Here is a 17,953-nt window from a genome sequence, read left to right on the forward strand (position 1 = left end):
CCCCGTCATCCCCGCCGACGTCGAGCCCGAATGGTACGGCGGGGACGGCGATCGATCAAGTCAAGGCTGGGGCGCGCGGCGGCCCGGGTCGGGGCGGGGGTTGAAGGAGCGGGCGACCCAGTTCCGCCACCGGGGGACGTCGTATTCGAAGTCCTGACCGGTGAGCCGGTTCAGGGCCGCGCGGACCTCGACGTTCTGGGAGGTGAAGGTCACGAGGCCCGGCTGCGGTCCGCGATCCGCGCCGACGCCGGCGCCGGCGTTGTAGCCGAAGCCGCCGAGGGTGCCGGGGTTGCCCATGCCGTCGCCGACGCTGAGCGGCGCGCCGTCGTTGTACGGGTCGAGGCCGATGGTGTTGGGGACGACGAACGCCCCATACGCCACCGCGCCCGGGCCGACCACCGGCCCCGTCATGTAGGCCGCCGAGCTGCCGTTGTAGGCGATCAGGGGCGGATTGCCGGTCCCGGGGTAAGCCCCGCCGCCCCCGTTCGTGGGGAAGAGGACCACCCGCTCCTCGGACGTGACGAGCACGTCGAGCAGCCTGGGGACGGACGAGAAGACGTCGAGGTTCCCCAGGGCCCAGGCGGCGCGGTTGATCACGCGGACGTCGGACGAGCGGAGGGCCCGCACCAGCCGCGAGGGCACGATCGGCTCGTCGCGACTCCGGAGCCGGTCCAGGACGACGGCCCGCACCGGGTCTTCGGCCTCGCGCAGGATCATGTCGACCAGGGCCCGCGCGGCGGGCTCGCCGGGGATCTCGGCGAGGGTCTGGGCCAGCAGGATGCGGAGGTCGGCGTCCTGATCGCCCAGAACCTTGACCAGCGGGCCGACGGCCTCCGGGTCGCGGAGCTGCAGGAGCTGGTCCTCGGCGTCGCGGCGGCGGTCGGGCGCCTCGGCGCGGACGCCCTGGACGAGCACCTTGATCCGCCGCACCCACGAGGCGAATCCGGCCGTGTTCTGGGCCTGCTCGTCGTCCTTCGCCTTCTCGTCCTCCATGACCCACTTGCCCTTGTGCAGGACCATGCCCCGCGCCCGGCGCTGCTCGTCGGGCGTGAGCCACCGGCCGTCGTGCTCGACGTGCCCGAGCTTGAGGTGGGCGTCGGCGAAATTCGGGTCGCGTTTCAGGGCGGCTTCGAAGTGGACCTCGGCCAGGTCGGGCAGCTCGTGGGCCTTGCACCAGGCACCGAGGTCGAACTCGGCCTGCGCCGTCGCCGCGAGCTTCTCGCGCATCGTCGCGTACTCGTCCAGCGGGCCGGGCTTCGCGAGGACCTCCAAAATCTGGTCCTTCCGCAGCGTCAGCGGCGTCTTCCCCTTGGGGAGCACCACGATCACGCGCCCGTCCTTCTTGGCCGCGGCGTCGGCGACGACCTTCCCCTGCACCGACCCGCCGCCCTTGAGGACGATCAGATCAGCTCGGGCCGAGGCGACCAGGGCCGACAGGACGACCCACAGACCGACGCCCAGCGTTCCGCGACCCACGGCAGCCTCGCTTTCGTTTGGGACCGTCCGAACCGCGTCTCATGATCATTATGAGGCCGACCGCACGCCCCGACAACCGTGGATCCGGGCGACGCAGGCATGCCGGCCACGCTTGCGCGTCACACGGGGGAAGCTGCGTCGAGCGGGAGGGCGGGCGGGCCTCCGGGCCATCCGCGCGTTGCGGCGGCCTCGCCAGATCGACTACAATCCGGGGCCTGCGAGAGGCGATCCGGCCCACCTGGTCCCGAGGGCGTGACATGACCGCGGATCGACGGAAGGGCGCCGCCTGGGCGGTGATCGCGCTGGGGCTTTTCGCGTCGATCGCCCGGGGCGACGACGGCTTCGAGACCGAGATCCGGCCCCTGCTGGTCGAGCATTGCCAGGCCTGCCACGGGCCCGAGAAGCAGAAGGGCGGCCTTCGCCTCGACGCCCGCCCTGCGCTCGTCGAGGGGGGCGATACGGGCCCGGCGATGGTGCCCGGCGACCCCGCGAAGAGCCTGATCCTGGCGGCCGTCCGGCAGACGGGCGACCTCAAGATGCCCCCCAAGGGGAAGCTCCCGCCCGAGAAGGTCGCCGCCCTGGAGCGATGGATCGCCGCGGGCGCGCCCTGGACCGAGTCCGCGGCCCCCGCCGTGACGACCCGCCAAGAGGCCTGGTCGCGGCACTGGGCCTTCCGGCCGGTGGTCGATCCGCCGGTCCCGACGCCCGCGGACCCCGCCTGGCTCCGCACGCCGGTCGACGCCTTCGTGAGGGCCCGGCTCGACGCGGCCGGATTGCCCCCCTCGCCCGAGGCCGACCGTCGCACGCTGATCCGCCGCCTCAGCTACGACCTGACCGGCCTGCCGCCGACGATGGATGAGGTGAACGCCTTCGCAGCCGACCCCGATCCGGACGCCTACGCGAAGCTCGTCGACAAGCTGCTGGCCTCGAAACGCTACGGCGAGCAGTGGGGGCGGCTCTGGCTCGACGTCGCCCGCTACTCCGACACCAAGGGCTACGTCTACGCCCGCGAGGAGCGGTTCCTCGTCCAGGCGCCGTCGTATCGCGACTGGGTCGTGCGGGCGTTCAACGACGACATGCCGTACGACCGCTTCCTCGTCCGCCAGCTCGCCGCCGATCAGGCGACGCCCGACGATCCCGCCTCGCTCGCGGCGATGGGCTTCCTGACCATCGGCAGGAGGTTCCTGGGCGTGACGCGCGACGTCATCGACGACCGCATCGACGTCGTTTCGCGGGGGACGATGGGTTTGACCGTCGGCTGCGCGCGGTGCCACGACCACAAGTACGACCCGATCCCGACGGCCGACTACTACTCGCTCTACGGCGTGTTCCTGAACGGCGCCGAGCAGCTCAGGCGCGTCGGCGAGCCGGTCCTCGAAGGCCCGGCGCGCGAGGCGTTCGAGGCCGAGCTGCGGAAGCGTCAGGACGCGGTCCGCGACGGCATGGCCGCGGCCCGCGAGGCCGCGGCGGCGCGGGTGCGGGGCAAGGTGGTCGAGTACCTGTTCGCCCAGCTCGACCTGGCGAAGGTCCCCCAGGAGGGCTTCGACATCGTGGTCGGCAAGGAGGACGTCGTGCCGGCGGCCGTGCGCCGCTGGACGACCTACCTGGAGAACCAGGCCAGGGTCGACGACCCGATCTTCCGCCCCTGGCGACGGCTCGCTACCATCCCCGAGGCCGACTTCGCCGCCGAGGCCCCGAAGGCCGTCGCCGAGCTGACGAAGCCGGGCGCGGCGGCCCTCAACGCGATCGTCGCGAAGGCGTTCACCCCTCCGCCGGCGACCGTGCGCGAGGCCGCCGAGCGCTACGGCAAGCTGTTCACCGAGATCGAGGAGCAGTGGCGCGCGGCCCTCGCGGCCTCGCCGGGGACGACCGCCCTTCCCGACGCCGACGCCGAGGCCTTGCGGCGGGTTTTGTACGCGGACGACTCGCCCTGCCGCGTCCCCGACGAGCCGATCGTCTCGACCGAGGGGTATTTCGACACCGACACGATCAACGCGATGTGGAAGCTTCAAGGGGACGTCGAGCGCTGGCTCTTGCAGCCGACGGCCCCCCCTTTCGCCGTCGCCGTGGTCGACCGCGCCGAGCTTTGCGAGCCCCGGATCTTCCGCCGCGGCAACCCGGCGACCCTCGGCGACACGGTCCCGCGGCGGTTCCTCAAGCTGATCGGCCCCGACCCGTCGCCGTTCGCGAAGGGGAGCGGCCGGCTCGAACTCGCGCAGGCGATCGTCGACCCGTCGAACCCCCTGACGGCCCGCGTGTGGGTGAATCGGATCTGGGCGCGGCACTTCGGCGCCGGCCTGGTCCGCACCCCCAGCGACTTCGGCGTCCGCGCCGAGCCGCCCAGCCATCCCGAGCTGCTCGACTGGCTCGCGACCCGGCTCGTGCAGGGCGGCTGGAGCACGAAGGCGATCCACCGCCTGATCCTCCTCTCCTCGACCTACCGCCAGCGTTCCGGCGCGCCGGCCGACGCCGGGGTCCGCATGCGGGCCGAGCAGGCGGATCCCGAGAATCGCCAGCTCTGGCGGATGAACCCTCACCGGCTGACGTTCGAGGAGTTCCGCGACACCCTGCTGACCGCCTCGGGCGAGCTGGACGACCGCATGGGGGGCCGGGCCGCGGCGCTCTTCGACGGCGCCCCGAACACGCGCCGGACGCTCTACGGCCTGATCGACCGCCAGTACCTGCCGGGGGTCTTTCGGACGTTCGACTTCGCCAATCCGGACCTGCACACGCCGGCCCGCAGCGAGACGACCGTGCCCCAGCAGGCCCTCTTCGCGCTCAACCACCCGTTCGTCGCCGACCGCGCCCGGGCGATCGCCGCGAGGCTGCCCAAGGACGACCCCGCGGCCGGCGTCCGCCGCCTGTTCGAGGCCGTCTACCAGCGCGGGCCGACCGCCGCGCAGGCCGAAGCGGCCGTCGCCTTCGTGCGCTCGGCGACCACCGAGGCCGAGGCCCCGCCGGCTCCCGAGACGCTCGCCTGGAGCTACGGCTACGGCCCCGTCGACGCGACTTCGGGCCCGGCCCCGAAGTCGTTCACCCCCCTGCCCCACTACGACGGCAAGGGGTGGGGCGGCGGCCCGACCTGGCCCGACCCCAAGCTCGGCTGGGCGCGGATCACGGGCGAAGGGGGCCATCCCGGCAACGACCTCGCCCACGCGACGTACCGCCGCTGGACGTCGCCCATCCGGGGCGAGGTCGCCGTGGCCTCGACCCTGATCCACGAGGAGGCGAGCGGCGACGGCATACGCGGCTGGCTCGTCCACGGCAGGAAGGGGGTGTTGAAGTCGGCACTCGTCCACAACCGCCGCGAGGACTTCTCCGCGCCGTCGGTCGAGGTCGAGCCCGGCGACACGCTCGACTTCGTCGTCGACGTCCGCGAGGTCCTGAACAACGACCAGCATCTGTGGGCGCCGGCCGTCCGCGTGCTGCGGGCCGACCCCCCGTCGCCGTCGACCGCCTGGGACGCCCGTCGCGACTTCGCCGGGCCCTCGCCCCGCAAGCTCGCCCCCTGGGAGCAGCTCGCGCAGGTCCTGCTGATGTCGAACGAGTTCGATTTCGTCGATTGAATGAGGCGGAGGTCCGGACGATGCTTGACGATCCTCGCGACGCGCCGACGATCAGCCGACGGGCCCTGCTCCAGCGTTCGGCGCTCGGGCTGGGGGCTCTCGGCCTGGGCGGCCTGCTGACCGACGACGGTGCCCGCGCCGGCGAGGCCTCGCCGGGCGGGTTCCTGGCGTCGAAGGCCCCGCACTTCCCGGCGAAGGCCAGGCGGGTGATCCACTTCTTCCTCAACGGCGGCCCCAGCCAGGTCGACACCTTCGACCCCAAGCCGGCCCTCGCGAAGTACGCCGGCCGGCCGGTGCCGATCAACCTGACGACCGAGCGCAAGACCGGCGCGGCGTTCCCGTCCCCCTTCAAGTTCCGCCGCTACGGCGAGAGCGGCATCGAGGTCTCCGAGCTGTTCGCCCGGACGGCCCAGCACATCGACGACGTCGCGGTGATCCGCTCGATGGTCGCGCAGGTGCCGAACCACGAGCCGTCGCTCATGCTGATGAACTGCGGCGACTCGGTCTTGCCCCGCCCGAGCGTCGGCGCGTGGGTTTTGTACGGGCTGGGGACGGAGAATCAGAACCTCCCCGGCTTCGTCGCCATGTGCCCCAACGGCTTCCCGATCAAGGACGCCGAGAACTGGAGTTCGGGCTTCCTCCCCGGCGTCTACCAGGGGACGTTCGTCGACCCCCGCTTCCAGGACGTCGACAAGCTCATCGAGAACATCCGCAGCCCCCACGCCTCGCGCGCCGCCCAGCGCCGGCAGCTCGACCTGATGCGGGCGCTCGACGAGGAGCACCGCCGCGAGCGGCCCGACGCCCGGCTCGACGCCCGCATCCAGTCGTTCGAGACCGCCTTCCGCATGCAGATGGAGGCCGCCGACGCCTTCGACGTCGGCCGCGAGCCGCAGGTCGTGCGCGACCTCTACGGCGACACCGTCCACGGCCGCCAGACGCTCATCGCCCGCCGCCTTTTGGAGCGCGGGGTCCGCTACGTCCAGCTCTGGCATGGCGCGGGCCAGCCCTGGGACGACCACTCCAACCTCGAGGCCAACCATCGCAGCCACGCCCGCGACATCGACGGCCCCATCGCCGCCCTGATCACCGACCTCAAGCAGCGCGGGATGTTCGAGGACACCCTGGTCGTCTGGGGCGGCGAGTTCGGCCGCACCCCGACCGTCGAGCTGGACGCCGGCGGCAAGGCCCAGCTCGGCCGCGACCACAACCACTACGGTTTCACCGTCTGGATGGCCGGCGGCGGGATCAAGGGGGGCACCATCCACGGCGCGACCGACGAGTTCGGCTTCAAGGCCGTCGAGGACCCCGTGAGCGTCCACGACCTGCACGCCACGATCCTGCATCTGCTCGGCTTCGACCACGAGCGCCTGACCTACCGCTACGCCGGCCGCGACTTCCGCCTGACCGACGTCCACGGCCAGGTCGTCCGCTCGGTCGTGGCGTAGTCCCCCCGCGGGAAGCCGTTACATGGGTTTTCGACGCAGCAAGGCCGACGCGCTCCAGTCGCGAGCCTGGCAGGATTTCCTCCAGGCCCACGCCGCACTCCTGCAGGGGTCCGGCGTCCCGATCACGATCTACGAGTCTCGAGATCGATTCGACCAACTCCTGATGCACGGCTGCGTCGATTCATCCCTCGATCCAGGTCGCTTCTCGGTGGGAGCGCTCACCCAAATCCAGCGGCGGAAGTCGGCTGAGGCCGTCTCGCTCTATCTCCGCGCCGGTTTCCCCAACCCCGGGATCTCGATGGGTCCCTTGTTGGTGGAAGAACTGAGGCGGGCTGGGGTCGAGTCCTGAGGGCCCGTCGCGCCGAGATTCCAAGGACGATTGATATGACGATACCCCAGTCCGTTTCCGAGCATCGCGCCGAGGCGCTCACGACACTGAACCTGGCGGTCCTGACCGTGTCCGACACGCGGACGATCGCCAACGACGCGTCGGGGGCCCTGATCGTCGAGCTGGCCGAGGTCGCCGGCCACCGCGTCGTGGTCCGGTCGATCGTCCCCGACGACCCCGACGCCCTCCGCGCGTTCTTCGAGGCCCACGCGCGGCCGAAGCCCGGCGAGCCCGACGTCCACGCCGTCCTCGTCACCGGCGGGACCGGCGTCAGCCCCCGCGATCAGACGTACGAGACGGTCTCGGCCCTCTTGACGAAGCCCCTGCCCGGCTACGGCGAGCTGTTCCGAATGCTCAGCTACGCCCAGGTCGGCCCCGCCTGCATGCTCAGCCGCGCCGTCGGCGGCCTCATGGGCGCGATCGCCGTCCTCGTCATGCCCGGATCCCGCGCGGCCGTCGAGCTGGCGATGACCAAGATCATCCTCCCGGAACTCCCGCACCTCGTCCGCGAGGCGCGGAAGAAATAAGGGCCTGCCCGATCGTCGCGTTAAGGTCGGGGCTTCGAGAGGCCGCCGGCCCGTCGCGACCAGGCGTAGAGGGCGACGGCCGTCGCGGTGGCGGCGTTGAGCGATTCGACGCCGGTCGCGATCGGGATTCGTCGCCGCGGGCCCTGGCGCAGGTGCTCGGGGAGGCCGGGGCCCTCGACGCCGACGACCAGGCCGAAGGTCTCCGGGAAGGGCTCGCCGTCCAGCTCTTCGCCCGTCGCGTCGAGGGCGATCAGGGGATGCGCCCGCGAATCCAGGTCGCGGATCGAGGGGCCCGCCAGCAGCTCCGTCTGGAACAGGGCCGGGCCCGCGGCGCGGCTGCTGCGGGGGTGGAAGGGGTGGGCGGCCTCCTGGAGCAGCACGACGCGCGGGACGCCGAACGCCGCAGCCGAGCGGATCACCGCGCCCACGTTCTCCGGATCCTGGAAAGGGACGAACAGCGTGCAGCCCTTCGGCCAGGGGGCGGCGTCCGACCACGTCGCCGTCGCGGGCGCCTCGACGAGCAAGAGGGGCGCGTGCGTCCCGGCCACGTCGATCGCCTTGAAGAGCGGGGTCGACAGCCGATGCCAGGTCCACGAGGCGTCGGCCGGGGGCGGCCCCTCGGCGTCGGTGATCCAGCCGACCACGCGATCGGGGAACCGCTCGGCGACCTCGGCCGTGATCCTCGGCCCGGCCAGGATCGCCAGGCCGTTCTTGCGCACGCCCCGCCCCGTCAGCAGGTCGGAGAGCTGGCGGAACGTGGCGTTCGACTCGCTCGTGATCTCGCGGACGGTCCCCTCGAAGGCCCGCACGGCGCGCGCCTGGGCGTCCCGGGCCGAGAGCGGCGGGTCGACGTCCGTCCGCTCGTAGACGACGAGGCGACGGTCGTGGGTGGTGCCGGGGATCGTATAGGCGTGGTCGGCCTGGAGCCGGAACTGCGCGGGCCAGTCGCGCTCGGCCTCGGCCATCTCGGGATCGCAGCCGGGGCCCTTCATGAAGATCATCCGGCCCCCGGGCTCGATGCAGCTCGCGACGCGTTCGAAGGTCTCCGGGATCGAGGCCACCGCGCGGGTGATGATCCCCTGCACCTGCCCCGGGTAATCGGGCCCGAGCTTGTGGGCGTAGACCTCGACGTCCTGAAGGTTGAGCCGCTCACAGACCTGCGTCAGGAACTCGGCGCGGGCCGATCGGGGCTCGCAGAGGATCATGCGGACTTCGGGCCGGGCGATCTTGAGCGGGATGCCGGGCAGCCCCGGCCCCGTCCCCATGTCGATCAAGGGCGAGGGGAGGTCGACGAGCTCCAGCACCAGCAGGCTGTCGACGTAGTGCTTGAGGACCATGTTCTCGAAGTTGTGGATCCGCGTCATGTTCAGCGACGCGTTCGCGGCGCGGAGCATCTGGTGGTACGTCCAGAGAGCGTCGAGCTGCTCCGACGACAGGTCCACGCCGCAATCGCGCAAGAGCGCTTCCAGACCGTCTCGCCCAGGTCTCAACGACGCCTCCCGACAGGCTCGAACCGCAAGGATGCCCGACTCAACGCGGGCGGGGAATCATCTTACTCGCCGAGCGGGGCCGGCGACGACGCCAAGAGCCCGCGAAACGTCCGAGGAGCTTCTCGCCTCGTCCGGGGTCGACAATAGGACGACTGTCGATCCCCCATCACGAGGATGCCCGAGTGACCACCGGAGACGCCCCAAGGGCTCGCATGCCCGTCGTGTTCATCCCCCACGGCGGCGGCCCCTGTTTCTTCATGGACTGGACGATGGGCCCGCACGACTCGTGGGACCGCCTGGCCGCCTGGCTGAGGAGCCTGCCGGACCTCGTCGGCGTCCGCCCGCGCGCGATCCTGATCGTCTCCGGCCACTGGGAGACGCCCGGCTTCCGCGTGAGTTCGGGTCCGCGTCCGGAACTCATCTTCGACTATTCCGGCTTCCCGCCCCATACCTACGAGCTGACCTACCCGGCCCCCGGCGACCCGGCCCTGGCCGCGCGGGTGGCGGGGCTCCTCGAAGCGGCCGGCCTGACGGCGGCCGTCGACCCGGAGCGGGGGTTCGACCACGGCGTCTTCGTGCCGCTCAAGGTGGCGTACCCGGACGCCGACCTCCCGGTCGTCGCCCTGTCCCTCGACCGCTCGCTCGACCCCGACCTGCACGCCAGGGCCGGCGCGGCGCTCGCCCCCTTGCGCGACGAGGGGGTGTTGATCCTGGGCAGCGGCATGAGCTTCCACAACCTCAGGGCGTTCTTCGGCGGTGACGGGGCCGAGGAATCCGATCGTTTCGACGCCTGGCTTTCGGACGCCGTCGCGGCCCACTCGGCCGACGAGCGGCGGCGACGTCTCGACGGCTGGGCCTCGGCCCCCGGCGGCCGGTTCGCCCACCCTCGCGAGGAGCACCTGATCCCCCTCATGGTCGCCGCCGGCGCCGCGGGCGAGGATCTCGGCCGCAAGGCGTTCTGCGACCGGATCATGGGGCGCCTCTGCTCGGCCTACATCTTCGGAGATCGCGCGGGGCGGCGGTCGGCTGACGTCGAGAGTCGGGAGGGCTAGAATTCCGGTGGTGGAGTCACCAGGCATCGTCGCGGTCCTCGTAGCGGGAACCTGTCATGAAGCATCCGAACGTCGGCCGGACGGCCGCGTCGTCGCCGAAATTCCTGCGACGCCTGGTTTTGGGGGCCATCCTCCTCTTCGGCTTCGCCTCGATCTTCTACCAGTTCGTGCCGAATTTCACGCCGGTCCCATACAGCCCCTGGTTCCTCGACCGGGTCGAGGAAGGCGTCGTCTCGACTCTCGAGTTGGCCGGCGACGGGATCAGCGCCGTTGGGATTCTCAGCGAGCCGAGGGAATACCGGCCTACATCGAAGGACATGCCACCGGCCTTCGTCACGAGGTATTCCGTCGTCTTCCCCACCCAGGCCGCCGTCCAGCCCGTAGTGGACCGGCTCCTGGCCGGGTCCGAGGAAGCCGGTGCTCGCGTCGTGATCGTGCGGCGTCCGGCACCGCCCCGGGCCGTGCCGGCGTTGCTTTTCTGTTTCGCCGTCCCGACGTCCTTCGTGCTCGGTGCATGGTACGGGATGACCCGGCTGCGACGTCCGCAGGCGACGCCCCCGACGGAATCGACGGAGGGACCCTCCGGCCCCCCTACCCCCTGACCTTTCGTCCGATCTTCGCTACAATTCCAGGGATCGCCCTTCGGCCGCCGCGCCGGCGCCGACGGGCCGGGACTCGGCGATCCCCGCGAGCTTGGCACGCGCCCCCTGGATCGAAACGATCGAAACACGCGCCGCTTCGATTGCCATCATAGAGTGAGACCGCATGGAGAACCGACCGCAGCAGCAAGAGCCCCCTCGCCGGCCGTCGACCCCGCCCGTGCGGAAGCCGAACGGCGCCGGCGGGCCGCCGACGCCCCCGTGGCTCTGGGTGATCCTCCTGGTGGGATTCGCCTTCATCTTCTGGCAGTTCGTCCCCAAGCCCGAGACGCCCGTCGTGTACAACCCCTGGTTCCTCGACCAGGTCGATCACGACAACGTCAAGAGCGTCTCGCTGATGGGGACCGAGGTCCGCGGCGAGCTTCGCGAGGCCAAGCCCTACGAGCCTTCGCCGACCTCGCGGGCGACGGTAGAAGTCCGGAAGTTCCTCACCTACTTCCCGTCCGAAGACGCCATCCAGCCGGTGATCGAGAAGCTCCGCAAGGGGGGGAAGACGCCCGAGGACCGCGTCCGGATCGAGCCCAGCCCGGCCAACCAGGCCAGCGGCGTCGTCTGGCTGATGCTGCTGTTGCCCACCTTCCTGATCCTCGGCTTCATCTACCTGATGATGCGCCGGGCGCGCGACCAGTTCGACGGCGGCATCCTCGGCAGCTTCGTCAAGAGCCCCGCCAAGCGGCACGACAAGTCCAAGCAGCGGACGACCTTCGAAGAGGTCGCCGGCCTGGAGAACGCCAAGGCCGAGCTGCAGGAGATCGTCGAGTTCCTCAAGAACCCGGAGAAGTTCCAGCGCCTGGGAGGCCGGATCCCCAAGGGCGTGCTGCTGGTCGGCCCGCCGGGCACGGGCAAGACCCTGCTCGGCCGCGCGGTGGCCGGCGAGGCGGGCGTGCCGTTCTACTCGATCTCGGGGTCCGAGTTCATCCAGATGTTCGTCGGCGTCGGCGCCAGCCGGGTCCGCGACATGTTCAAGACCGCCAAGGAGAACAGCCCCTGCATCCTGTTCATCGACGAGATCGACGCCGTCGGCCGGGTCCGCGGCGCGGGTCTGGGCGGCGGCCATGACGAGCGCGAGCAGACCCTCAACCAGATCCTGACCGAGATGGACGGCTTCTCGCCCAGCGAGAGCGTCATCGTCCTGGCCGCGACCAACCGGCCCGACGTGCTCGACCCCGCCCTGCTCCGCCCCGGCCGGTTCGACCGCCACGTCACGGTCGACCTGCCGACGAAGAAGGGCCGGCTGGAGATCCTCAAGGTCCACGCCCGCAACGTCCCCCTGGCGGCCGACGTCGACCTCGACCGGATCGCGCGGAACACCGTCGGCATGAGCGGCGCCGACCTGGCCAACCTCGTCAACGAGGCCGCCCTGCTCGCCACCCGCGAGGACAAGGCGGCCGTCGACGACCGCGACCTGGAGGCCGCGCTCGACAAGGTCATCCTCGGCGCCAAGCGTGAGGAGGTCATCACCGACCGCGACAAGCGGGCCACCGCGTATCACGAGGTCGGCCACGCCCTCGTCGGCTGGCTCACCCCCCGGTCCGACCCGGTGCACAAGGTCACGATCATCCCCCGCGGCCGCTCGCTGGGCGTCACCCAGTTCCTCCCCGAGGAGGACCGGGTCAGCTACAACGAGAGCCAGATCAAGGCCCGGATCTACACCATGATGGGCGGCCGGGCCGCCGAGCGGCTGATCTACGACGACCTCAGCACGGGCGCGGCGCAGGACCTCGACCAGGCCACCCGGCTGGTCCGCAAGATGGTCACCCAGTGGGGCATGAGCGACCGCGTCGGCCCGGTCTCGTTCCGGTCCAGTTCGGAGCACCCGTTCCTGGGCCGCGAGATGTCCGAGCCCCGCGACCACTCCGAGCACATGCAGCAGATCATCGACGAGGAGGTCGGCCGCATCCTCCGCGAGGCCGAGGAGCACGCCTTCCGGCTGCTCGAAGAGCACCGCGAGGAACTCGAGAAGGTCACCGAGGCCCTGATCGAGAAGGAAGTCCTCACCGAGTCCGAGATCAGCCAGCTCATCGGCAAGCGCTCCGGCCACGTCGAGCCCGAGGCGGCCAAGGCCCCCCAAGGCGACGAGGTGGTGGCGTCGCTCGACAATCCGAGCTAAAACGGTAGCCTGCGACGTCGAACGGCCTTCCCCCCTCGCGGGGGAAGGTGGCCCGCCAGGGCCGGATGAGGGGGAGGACGAGCAGGCGAGCCGTCGGAGCGCAGGCGCGGCCTGATCCGTCCTCCGCCCCGGGGGAAGGGTCCGCAGGGGCGGCCGTGCGCGTGCCGCCGACGCCGTCTCCGCCCTGGTGGTCCCCCTCGTCCGGCCTCCGGCCACCTTCTCCCACAAGGGGAGAAGGACGCTCGTCGTCAGATCGCCGGCACCCCCGCCCGGCCACTTGAATTTCTCAGGCTCATTCCTCAGGGACCTCCAGCCGTGTCCACGCCGTCCTCTCCCTCCGCCTCGTCGCGCCCGCCCGTCGTCTCGGCGGGGATGGTCCTGGTCGATCACCTGACGCCTCCGATCCCCCGCCTGCCGAAGGCCGGCGAGCTGATCGCCGTGGACCAGCTCTACCTGAACATCGGCGGCGGCGCGGCGAACACCAGCATGGCGCTCGCCCGGCTGGGCGTGCCGGTCTCGGTCTCGGCCCGGATCGGCGACGACGCCTTCGGGCGTTTCATCGTCGAGTCGCTCGAATCGGGCGGCGTCGGCACGAGCGAAATCACCGTCGACCGCGAGCGCGAGACCAGCCAGACGCTCATCGTGAACGTCCAAAACGAGGACCGGCGGTTCATCCACACCCTGGGCGCGAACCGGGGCTACGTCGCCGCCGACATGGACGCGGCGATCGCCGTCACGCCCAAGGTCCTGCACATCGGCTACTTCCTGATCCTCCCCCAGCTCGACGGCGACGGCCTGGCGGAGCGGTTCGCCCGCGTCCAGAAGGCCGGGGGCTACACGATCCTCGACGTCGTCACGCCCGGCGAGGGGGACTACGTCGAGCCGCTCCGCAAGGTGCTCCCCTACACCGACGTCTTCGTCCCCAACACCGACGAGGCGGCCCTGATCCTGGGCGAGCACGACCCGCTCCGCCAGGCCCGCGCCTTCCGCGCGATGGGCGCGCGCCGGGTCGTCGTGACGATGGGCGACCGCGGCCTGATCTCGCTCTCGAACGAGAACGAGGTCGGCATGGGCGCGTTCCCGGTGACCTTCCGCGACGGCACCGGCGGCGGCGACGCCTTCAACGCCGGCTACATCGTCGGCCTGCTCGAAGGCAAGTCCGAGATCGACTGCCTCACCCTCGCCAGCGCCGTCGGCGCGAGCTGCGTCCGCGAGGTCGGCACGACCGCCGGCGTCTTCCGCCGCCACGAGGCCGACGAATTCCTCGCCCGCCACGCGATCCCCATCGAACGGATCGTCGTAAGCTGACCCGGTCGCCCGGAGGGGCCGATCGATCGAAATCGGCGAAGATCCGACGTTTCCATGTGCGGAAACGGATCCATCCTCAACCTGTGGGCCTGCGCCTTTCGCGGCCCGCTCGTCCCCCTGTCGATGCGAAGACGATCGAGACCCAGCCGCGGACGCCGAAAATTCTCACACCGTTTTCGACCAACGAACCCGATTCCTGGACCGGATTTTGATGCGGAATCGATTATGAGATAAGGGTTTGCGTCATCCGGGCGGATTTCGGGCGGAAGCGGACGAACCCAGATCGAAGCCGAAGCGAAGCCGCCTATCTAGATGTCGACGATGATCTCGGCGAACCAGCCGTCCGCCTCGCGGCGCACGACGAGGCCGTGGTAGGTGGCGGCCTTCACCTCGTGGTCCAGTTCGTGGCGGTCGGGGTCGATCGGTTCGCCGGCGATCACGCCGGTCAGCGAGCGGCCGTCGGCGGCGACGGCGACGTCGAAGCGGGCGTAGAGGGCGTGGCGGGTCTCGACCCGGAAGATCAGCTCGTTGAGCCAGTCGAGCAGCAGGTGCTCGGGCGAGTCGGACGCCAGCGCGACGGCTTCCTCCTCGCGGGGCTCGATCGTCGAGCGGTCGGCCGTGACGACGTCGAACAGCCCCTCGGCGGCCGTGCGGAAGAGGTCGGACAGGTCGTCCGCCCAAATCCGCAGCCCCAGGTCGGCCGTATGATCGAAGACTTCCACGCGCCCCACGACGATCCTCCCCTCGACGGAGCCGGCCGCCCCGATTACAAACGATCGCCCGGCCCGAAGCCCGCGCCGGGGCCGAACCCCCCCTGGAGCCATCTCGCGATGCTGGAACCCGGAACGCCCGCGCCCGACTTCACCTTACCCGATCAGGACGGCAAGGAGACGACCCTCGCGAGGCTCAAAGGTTCGCCCGTCGTCCTCTACTTCTACCCCAAGGACGACACCTCGGGCTGCACCAAGCAGGCCTGCGGGTTCCGCGACGGCTTCCCCGCGTTCGAGGCCGCCGGGGCGACGGTGCTGGGGGTCAGCCCGGACTCCTCGGCTTCGCACGCCAAGTTCGTCGCCAAGTACGACCTTCCCTTCACCCTCCTGGCCGACGTCGAGAAGGTCGTCTGCGCGGCGTACGGCGTCTGGAAGGAGAAGAGCATGTACGGCCGCAAGTACATGGGCGTGGAGCGGACGACCTACGTCCTCGACCGCGACGGCAAGATCGCGCGGGTGTTCCCCAAGGTCAAGGTGCCCGGGCACGCCGAGGCCGTCCTGGAGGCCGTGCAGGAGCTGAAGTGAGTGTAGGGCGGAAGATCGGGGGCGGCTTGCTTGCTCGCCCCCTCGTCCGACCCTGGATCTCGCCCGGGTCAGGCGATCTCGCGTCGCGAGGCGTCCTCGGCGCGGGCCTGGGTCTGGGTGAAGGCTTCCAGCTCGTCGTGGCCGTTGCGGAGGTGCTGTTCGAGCTTCCGCAGGGCCTTGTACTTCTCGTCGCTGACCCGGTTCACGGCGATGCCGAGGTCCGAGCCGATCTCGGGGACGGACCAGCCGCGCATCCAGAGTTCGACGATCCGGTCCTGGCGGGGCGAGAGGACGGCGCGGCGGGCCGATTCGAGGATCTCGCCGAGTTCGAGGCGGTCGCGGTGCCGTTGGTCGGCGTCGGGCGCCGGCAGGGCCAGGGCGTCGATCGGCTGGTGTCGCTTGGTGCGTTGCACGCGCTTGCGGACCATGTCGATCGCCCGGACGAGTTCCCGCCGTTCGGGCGTGTCGTCGGAGAGGACCTGGGCGAGGTCGAGCTGCCCGTCGCGCGCCTTGGTGAGCAGGCGGCAGCAGACCTCCTGCGTGCAGTCGTCCCAGACGCGGGGGTCGAGCCGGGCGTTCCGCCAGCAGACCGTGCAGTAGCGCTGGATGTCGCGCACCAGGTCGGATTCGGAAGCCTGCGCGGTCAGGGCGGCGAGGCCGATGACCAGGGCCATGGCAGCCGGTCCGGCCTTGTAGGTGCGCGAGATCACGCTGGCCCCGTACTCGGCGGGCGAGAGCGGCTCGTTCGTCTTATCCGTCGGTTGGTCCTTCATAGTGGCTGACACTGCGCTTCGTGCTGGGGGTGCCGGGGTCGCCGTCGTTCATCATCTAGAGACGATTGTCCGGCCGATCCTCGCCGAAAATCAACCCGCTCCCGGTCGAATCCTGTCCAGGTTCTACCTAAGCCGGGATGGAATCGCAAGTTGAATTCCGTCCGCCCCGAGGCGCTCAACGAGCCTTGAGGATGCGACGGACCTCGGCGAACGTCCGGGAGTCGTCGATGCAGAAGTGGCCCGCGGCGACGACCATCTCCGACGCCACGCCGTCGAGGTGGGCGCTCGCGAAGGCGATCAGGCCGTCGTCGCCCCCGGGGCCGGGGGGGCCGTTCTTGATGGGGATGATCGAGTGCATGGAGACCGCCGAGGCGGGCCTGAGCGCGTTCAGCGCCGCCAGCATGGGGGAGTTCCAGCGCATCTCGTCGATGCTGGTGATCAGGCTGGCCCGGAACGAGTTCGTGAAGAAATCGGGGGGGTTCGCGGCGATCAGGCGGCGGTAGGCGTTCCGAAGCGGGTCGGGCTTGCGGACCAGCCGGCTGGCGACGTCGTGCAGGATCTCCTGATCGGCGGTCCCGCCTCGGTGGGGCGTGGCGATGAAGACCAACTTCTGGACCTCGGGACGGGCGCGGAAGACCAGCGTCTCGCGGACGAGGGCGACGTCCGCGGGCTCGCCCGCCAGCCGGTCGGGCTCCTGGGCGCTGACCAGCCGCCAGAAGCGGTCGCCGCTGTCGACGGTCAGCAGCTTCGCCAGGACGCCGCCCATGCTGTGGCCGACGACCACCATCCGGTCGAGCGCCCGGTCGGCCCGGTCGGGGTCGAGACGGCGCCGGACCTCGTCGAGGGCGAGCCGCATCCGGTAGGCGGAGTACGGCAGCGGATCGCCCGTGGCGTAGCCGAAGGTCCAGAACTGGTGTCCGGCGGCGATCTCGGGATCGGCTTCCAGCGCCCGGATCATCGGCTCCCACGTGCGCGGGCCGACCCAGAAGCCGTGGACGAATACGACCGGGACCTTCCCCGGCGTGTAGCGGGACGGGGTCGAGAGCCCGATCGGCTCGATGCGCAGCCGGCCCGCGGCCGGCGGCCGATCGACGTCCGGCCCCGCCGCGTCGTCCCCCCGCGCCGCGCCGGCGCCGAGGACGCTCGCCATCACGATCCAGATGCACCACCGCCGCCGGTTCATAGCGTCTTCCCTTCGAAGGACACTTCCAGGACGCCCTCGGTCGCCTGAAGCCTCATGGCCAGGGCCAGCAGGGCCAAGTCGGAGAGGCCGGCGACGGTCGCCTCGACGCGGTGGTCTCCGGGACGGCGGTCGCCGCCGATCCGGATCGCCTGCACCGGCACGCTGGCCTGGATGAAGGCCGAGTCGACCACGCGGGAGGCGGCGTCGCGGCTCTCGACGAGCAATGATAGCACCCGCATGCCGGGCCGGACCCCCACGCGGTCCTCGCACCATTTCATCGCCGTGAGCGTGGCGAGGATCACGGACCCCGCGAGGACCGCCGCGAGAATCATACCGCAGCCGGCCGCCAGGCCCACCGCGGCGACGGCCCAGATGCTCGCCGCCGTGGTCAATCCCAGCACGGCCTCGTTGCGTCGCAGGATCGTCCCCGCGCCCAGGAAGCCGATCCCGCTGACCACCAGCGAGGCGATCCGGGACGGATCGAGGACCACGTAGGTCGGCCGGAGCACGTCCTGGAAGCCGTGGGCCGAGACGATCGTGAACAGGGCCGAGCCCAGGCCGACGAGCATGTGCGTCCGCAGCCCGGCCGCCTGGTCCGCCCGGTGCCGCTCCAGCCCGATCACGCCCCCGAGCGCCGCGGCCGTCGTCAGCCGGATCAACAGGTCCCAGGTCGTCATCGTC

General features: G+C 70.9%; 15 protein-coding genes. 9 read left to right on the forward strand and 6 right to left on the reverse strand.

Annotated elements, in window-relative coordinates:
- Nucleotides 1–60: 60 nt before the first annotated feature.
- Nucleotides 61–1,476 carry a HEAT repeat domain-containing protein gene (locus PZE19_RS17465; protein WP_277861910.1) on the reverse strand — a complete coding sequence of 472 codons (1,416 nt, stop codon included), beginning with the start codon at nucleotides 1,474–1,476 and terminating at the stop codon, nucleotides 61–63.
- A gap of 257 nt (nucleotides 1,477–1,733) precedes the next feature.
- Between PZE19_RS17465 and PZE19_RS17470 the strand changes: the two genes are divergently transcribed.
- From PZE19_RS17470 to PZE19_RS17485, 4 genes are read left to right on the forward strand one after another with little or no spacing between them, the layout of a single operon-like run.
- Nucleotides 1,734–5,042 carry a PSD1 and planctomycete cytochrome C domain-containing protein gene (locus PZE19_RS17470; RefSeq protein ID WP_277861911.1) on the forward strand — a complete coding sequence of 1,103 codons (3,309 nt, stop codon included), beginning with the start codon at nucleotides 1,734–1,736 and terminating at the stop codon, nucleotides 5,040–5,042.
- Between the two features lie 20 nt (nucleotides 5,043–5,062).
- Entirely contained in the window at nucleotides 5,063–6,487 is a 1,425-nt protein-coding gene (locus PZE19_RS17475) for a DUF1501 domain-containing protein (protein WP_277861912.1), read from the forward strand.
- Between the two features lie 22 nt (nucleotides 6,488–6,509).
- A complete protein-coding gene (locus PZE19_RS17480) occupies nucleotides 6,510–6,836 on the forward strand; it encodes a hypothetical protein (RefSeq protein WP_277861913.1) in 327 nt (108 codons plus the stop codon).
- 35 nt (nucleotides 6,837–6,871) lie between these two features.
- Nucleotides 6,872–7,402: a MogA/MoaB family molybdenum cofactor biosynthesis protein gene (locus PZE19_RS17485; RefSeq protein ID WP_277861914.1), complete on the forward strand. Its 531-nt coding sequence runs from the start codon at nucleotides 6,872–6,874 to the stop codon at nucleotides 7,400–7,402.
- A 20-nt stretch (nucleotides 7,403–7,422) separates the two neighbouring features.
- Here the strand turns inward: PZE19_RS17485 and rsmG are convergent, their stop codons facing one another.
- Nucleotides 7,423–8,844, reverse strand: a complete 1,422-nt coding sequence (rsmG, locus tag PZE19_RS17490) for a 16S rRNA (guanine(527)-N(7))-methyltransferase RsmG (protein WP_277861915.1) — start codon at nucleotides 8,842–8,844, stop codon at nucleotides 7,423–7,425.
- Nucleotides 8,845–9,104: 260 nt separating this feature from the next.
- Here rsmG and PZE19_RS17495 point away from each other — a divergent pair, with 260 nt between their 5' ends.
- The 4 genes from PZE19_RS17495 to PZE19_RS17510 all read left to right on the forward strand — a co-directional run bounded on the left by PZE19_RS17495 (nucleotide 9,105) and on the right by PZE19_RS17510 (nucleotide 14,021).
- A complete protein-coding gene (locus tag PZE19_RS17495) occupies nucleotides 9,105–9,944 on the forward strand; it encodes a DODA-type extradiol aromatic ring-opening family dioxygenase (RefSeq protein ID WP_277861916.1) in 840 nt (279 codons plus the stop codon).
- A 56-nt stretch (nucleotides 9,945–10,000) separates the two neighbouring features.
- Complete coding sequence (locus PZE19_RS17500; protein WP_277861917.1) at nucleotides 10,001–10,546, forward strand: hypothetical protein; 546 nt, start codon at nucleotides 10,001–10,003, stop codon at nucleotides 10,544–10,546.
- 163 nt (nucleotides 10,547–10,709) lie between these two features.
- Nucleotides 10,710–12,713, forward strand: a complete 2,004-nt coding sequence (gene ftsH / locus PZE19_RS17505) for an ATP-dependent zinc metalloprotease FtsH (protein ID WP_277861918.1) — start codon at nucleotides 10,710–10,712, stop codon at nucleotides 12,711–12,713.
- A gap of 315 nt (nucleotides 12,714–13,028) precedes the next feature.
- Entirely contained in the window at nucleotides 13,029–14,021 is a 993-nt protein-coding gene (locus PZE19_RS17510) for a carbohydrate kinase family protein (protein WP_277861919.1), read from the forward strand.
- Nucleotides 14,022–14,329: 308 nt separating this feature from the next.
- Here PZE19_RS17510 and PZE19_RS17515 read toward each other — a convergent pair whose 3' ends face one another.
- Nucleotides 14,330–14,752 carry an archease gene (locus PZE19_RS17515; protein WP_277861920.1) on the reverse strand — a complete coding sequence of 141 codons (423 nt, stop codon included), beginning with the start codon at nucleotides 14,750–14,752 and terminating at the stop codon, nucleotides 14,330–14,332.
- Between the two features lie 99 nt (nucleotides 14,753–14,851).
- On the opposite strand from PZE19_RS17515, the gene bcp reads away from it, so the two are divergent.
- Nucleotides 14,852–15,316: a thioredoxin-dependent thiol peroxidase gene (bcp, locus tag PZE19_RS17520; protein WP_277861921.1), complete on the forward strand. Its 465-nt coding sequence runs from the start codon at nucleotides 14,852–14,854 to the stop codon at nucleotides 15,314–15,316.
- A gap of 68 nt (nucleotides 15,317–15,384) precedes the next feature.
- Here the strand turns inward: bcp and PZE19_RS17525 are convergent, their stop codons facing one another.
- The 3 genes from PZE19_RS17525 to PZE19_RS17535 form a co-directional block, all read right to left on the reverse strand.
- A complete protein-coding gene (locus PZE19_RS17525; protein WP_277861922.1) occupies nucleotides 15,385–16,101 on the reverse strand; it encodes a sigma-70 family RNA polymerase sigma factor in 717 nt (238 codons plus the stop codon).
- 163 nt (nucleotides 16,102–16,264) lie between these two features.
- Nucleotides 16,265–17,272 (reverse strand): esterase/lipase family protein, encoded by a 1,008-nt coding sequence (locus PZE19_RS17530; protein ID WP_277861923.1) that lies wholly within the window; start codon nucleotides 17,270–17,272, stop codon nucleotides 16,265–16,267.
- Nucleotides 17,269–17,949, reverse strand: coding sequence for an MgtC/SapB family protein (locus tag PZE19_RS17535; RefSeq protein ID WP_277861924.1), 681 nt, complete (start codon nucleotides 17,947–17,949; stop codon nucleotides 17,269–17,271). Before PZE19_RS17535 ends, PZE19_RS17530 begins: the two co-directional genes overlap by 4 nt.
- Nucleotides 17,950–17,953: the final 4 nt, after the last annotated feature.

It is taken from the genome of Paludisphaera mucosa (assembly GCF_029589435.1).
GTDB classification, from domain to species: Bacteria; Planctomycetota; Planctomycetia; order Isosphaerales; family Isosphaeraceae; genus Paludisphaera; species Paludisphaera mucosa.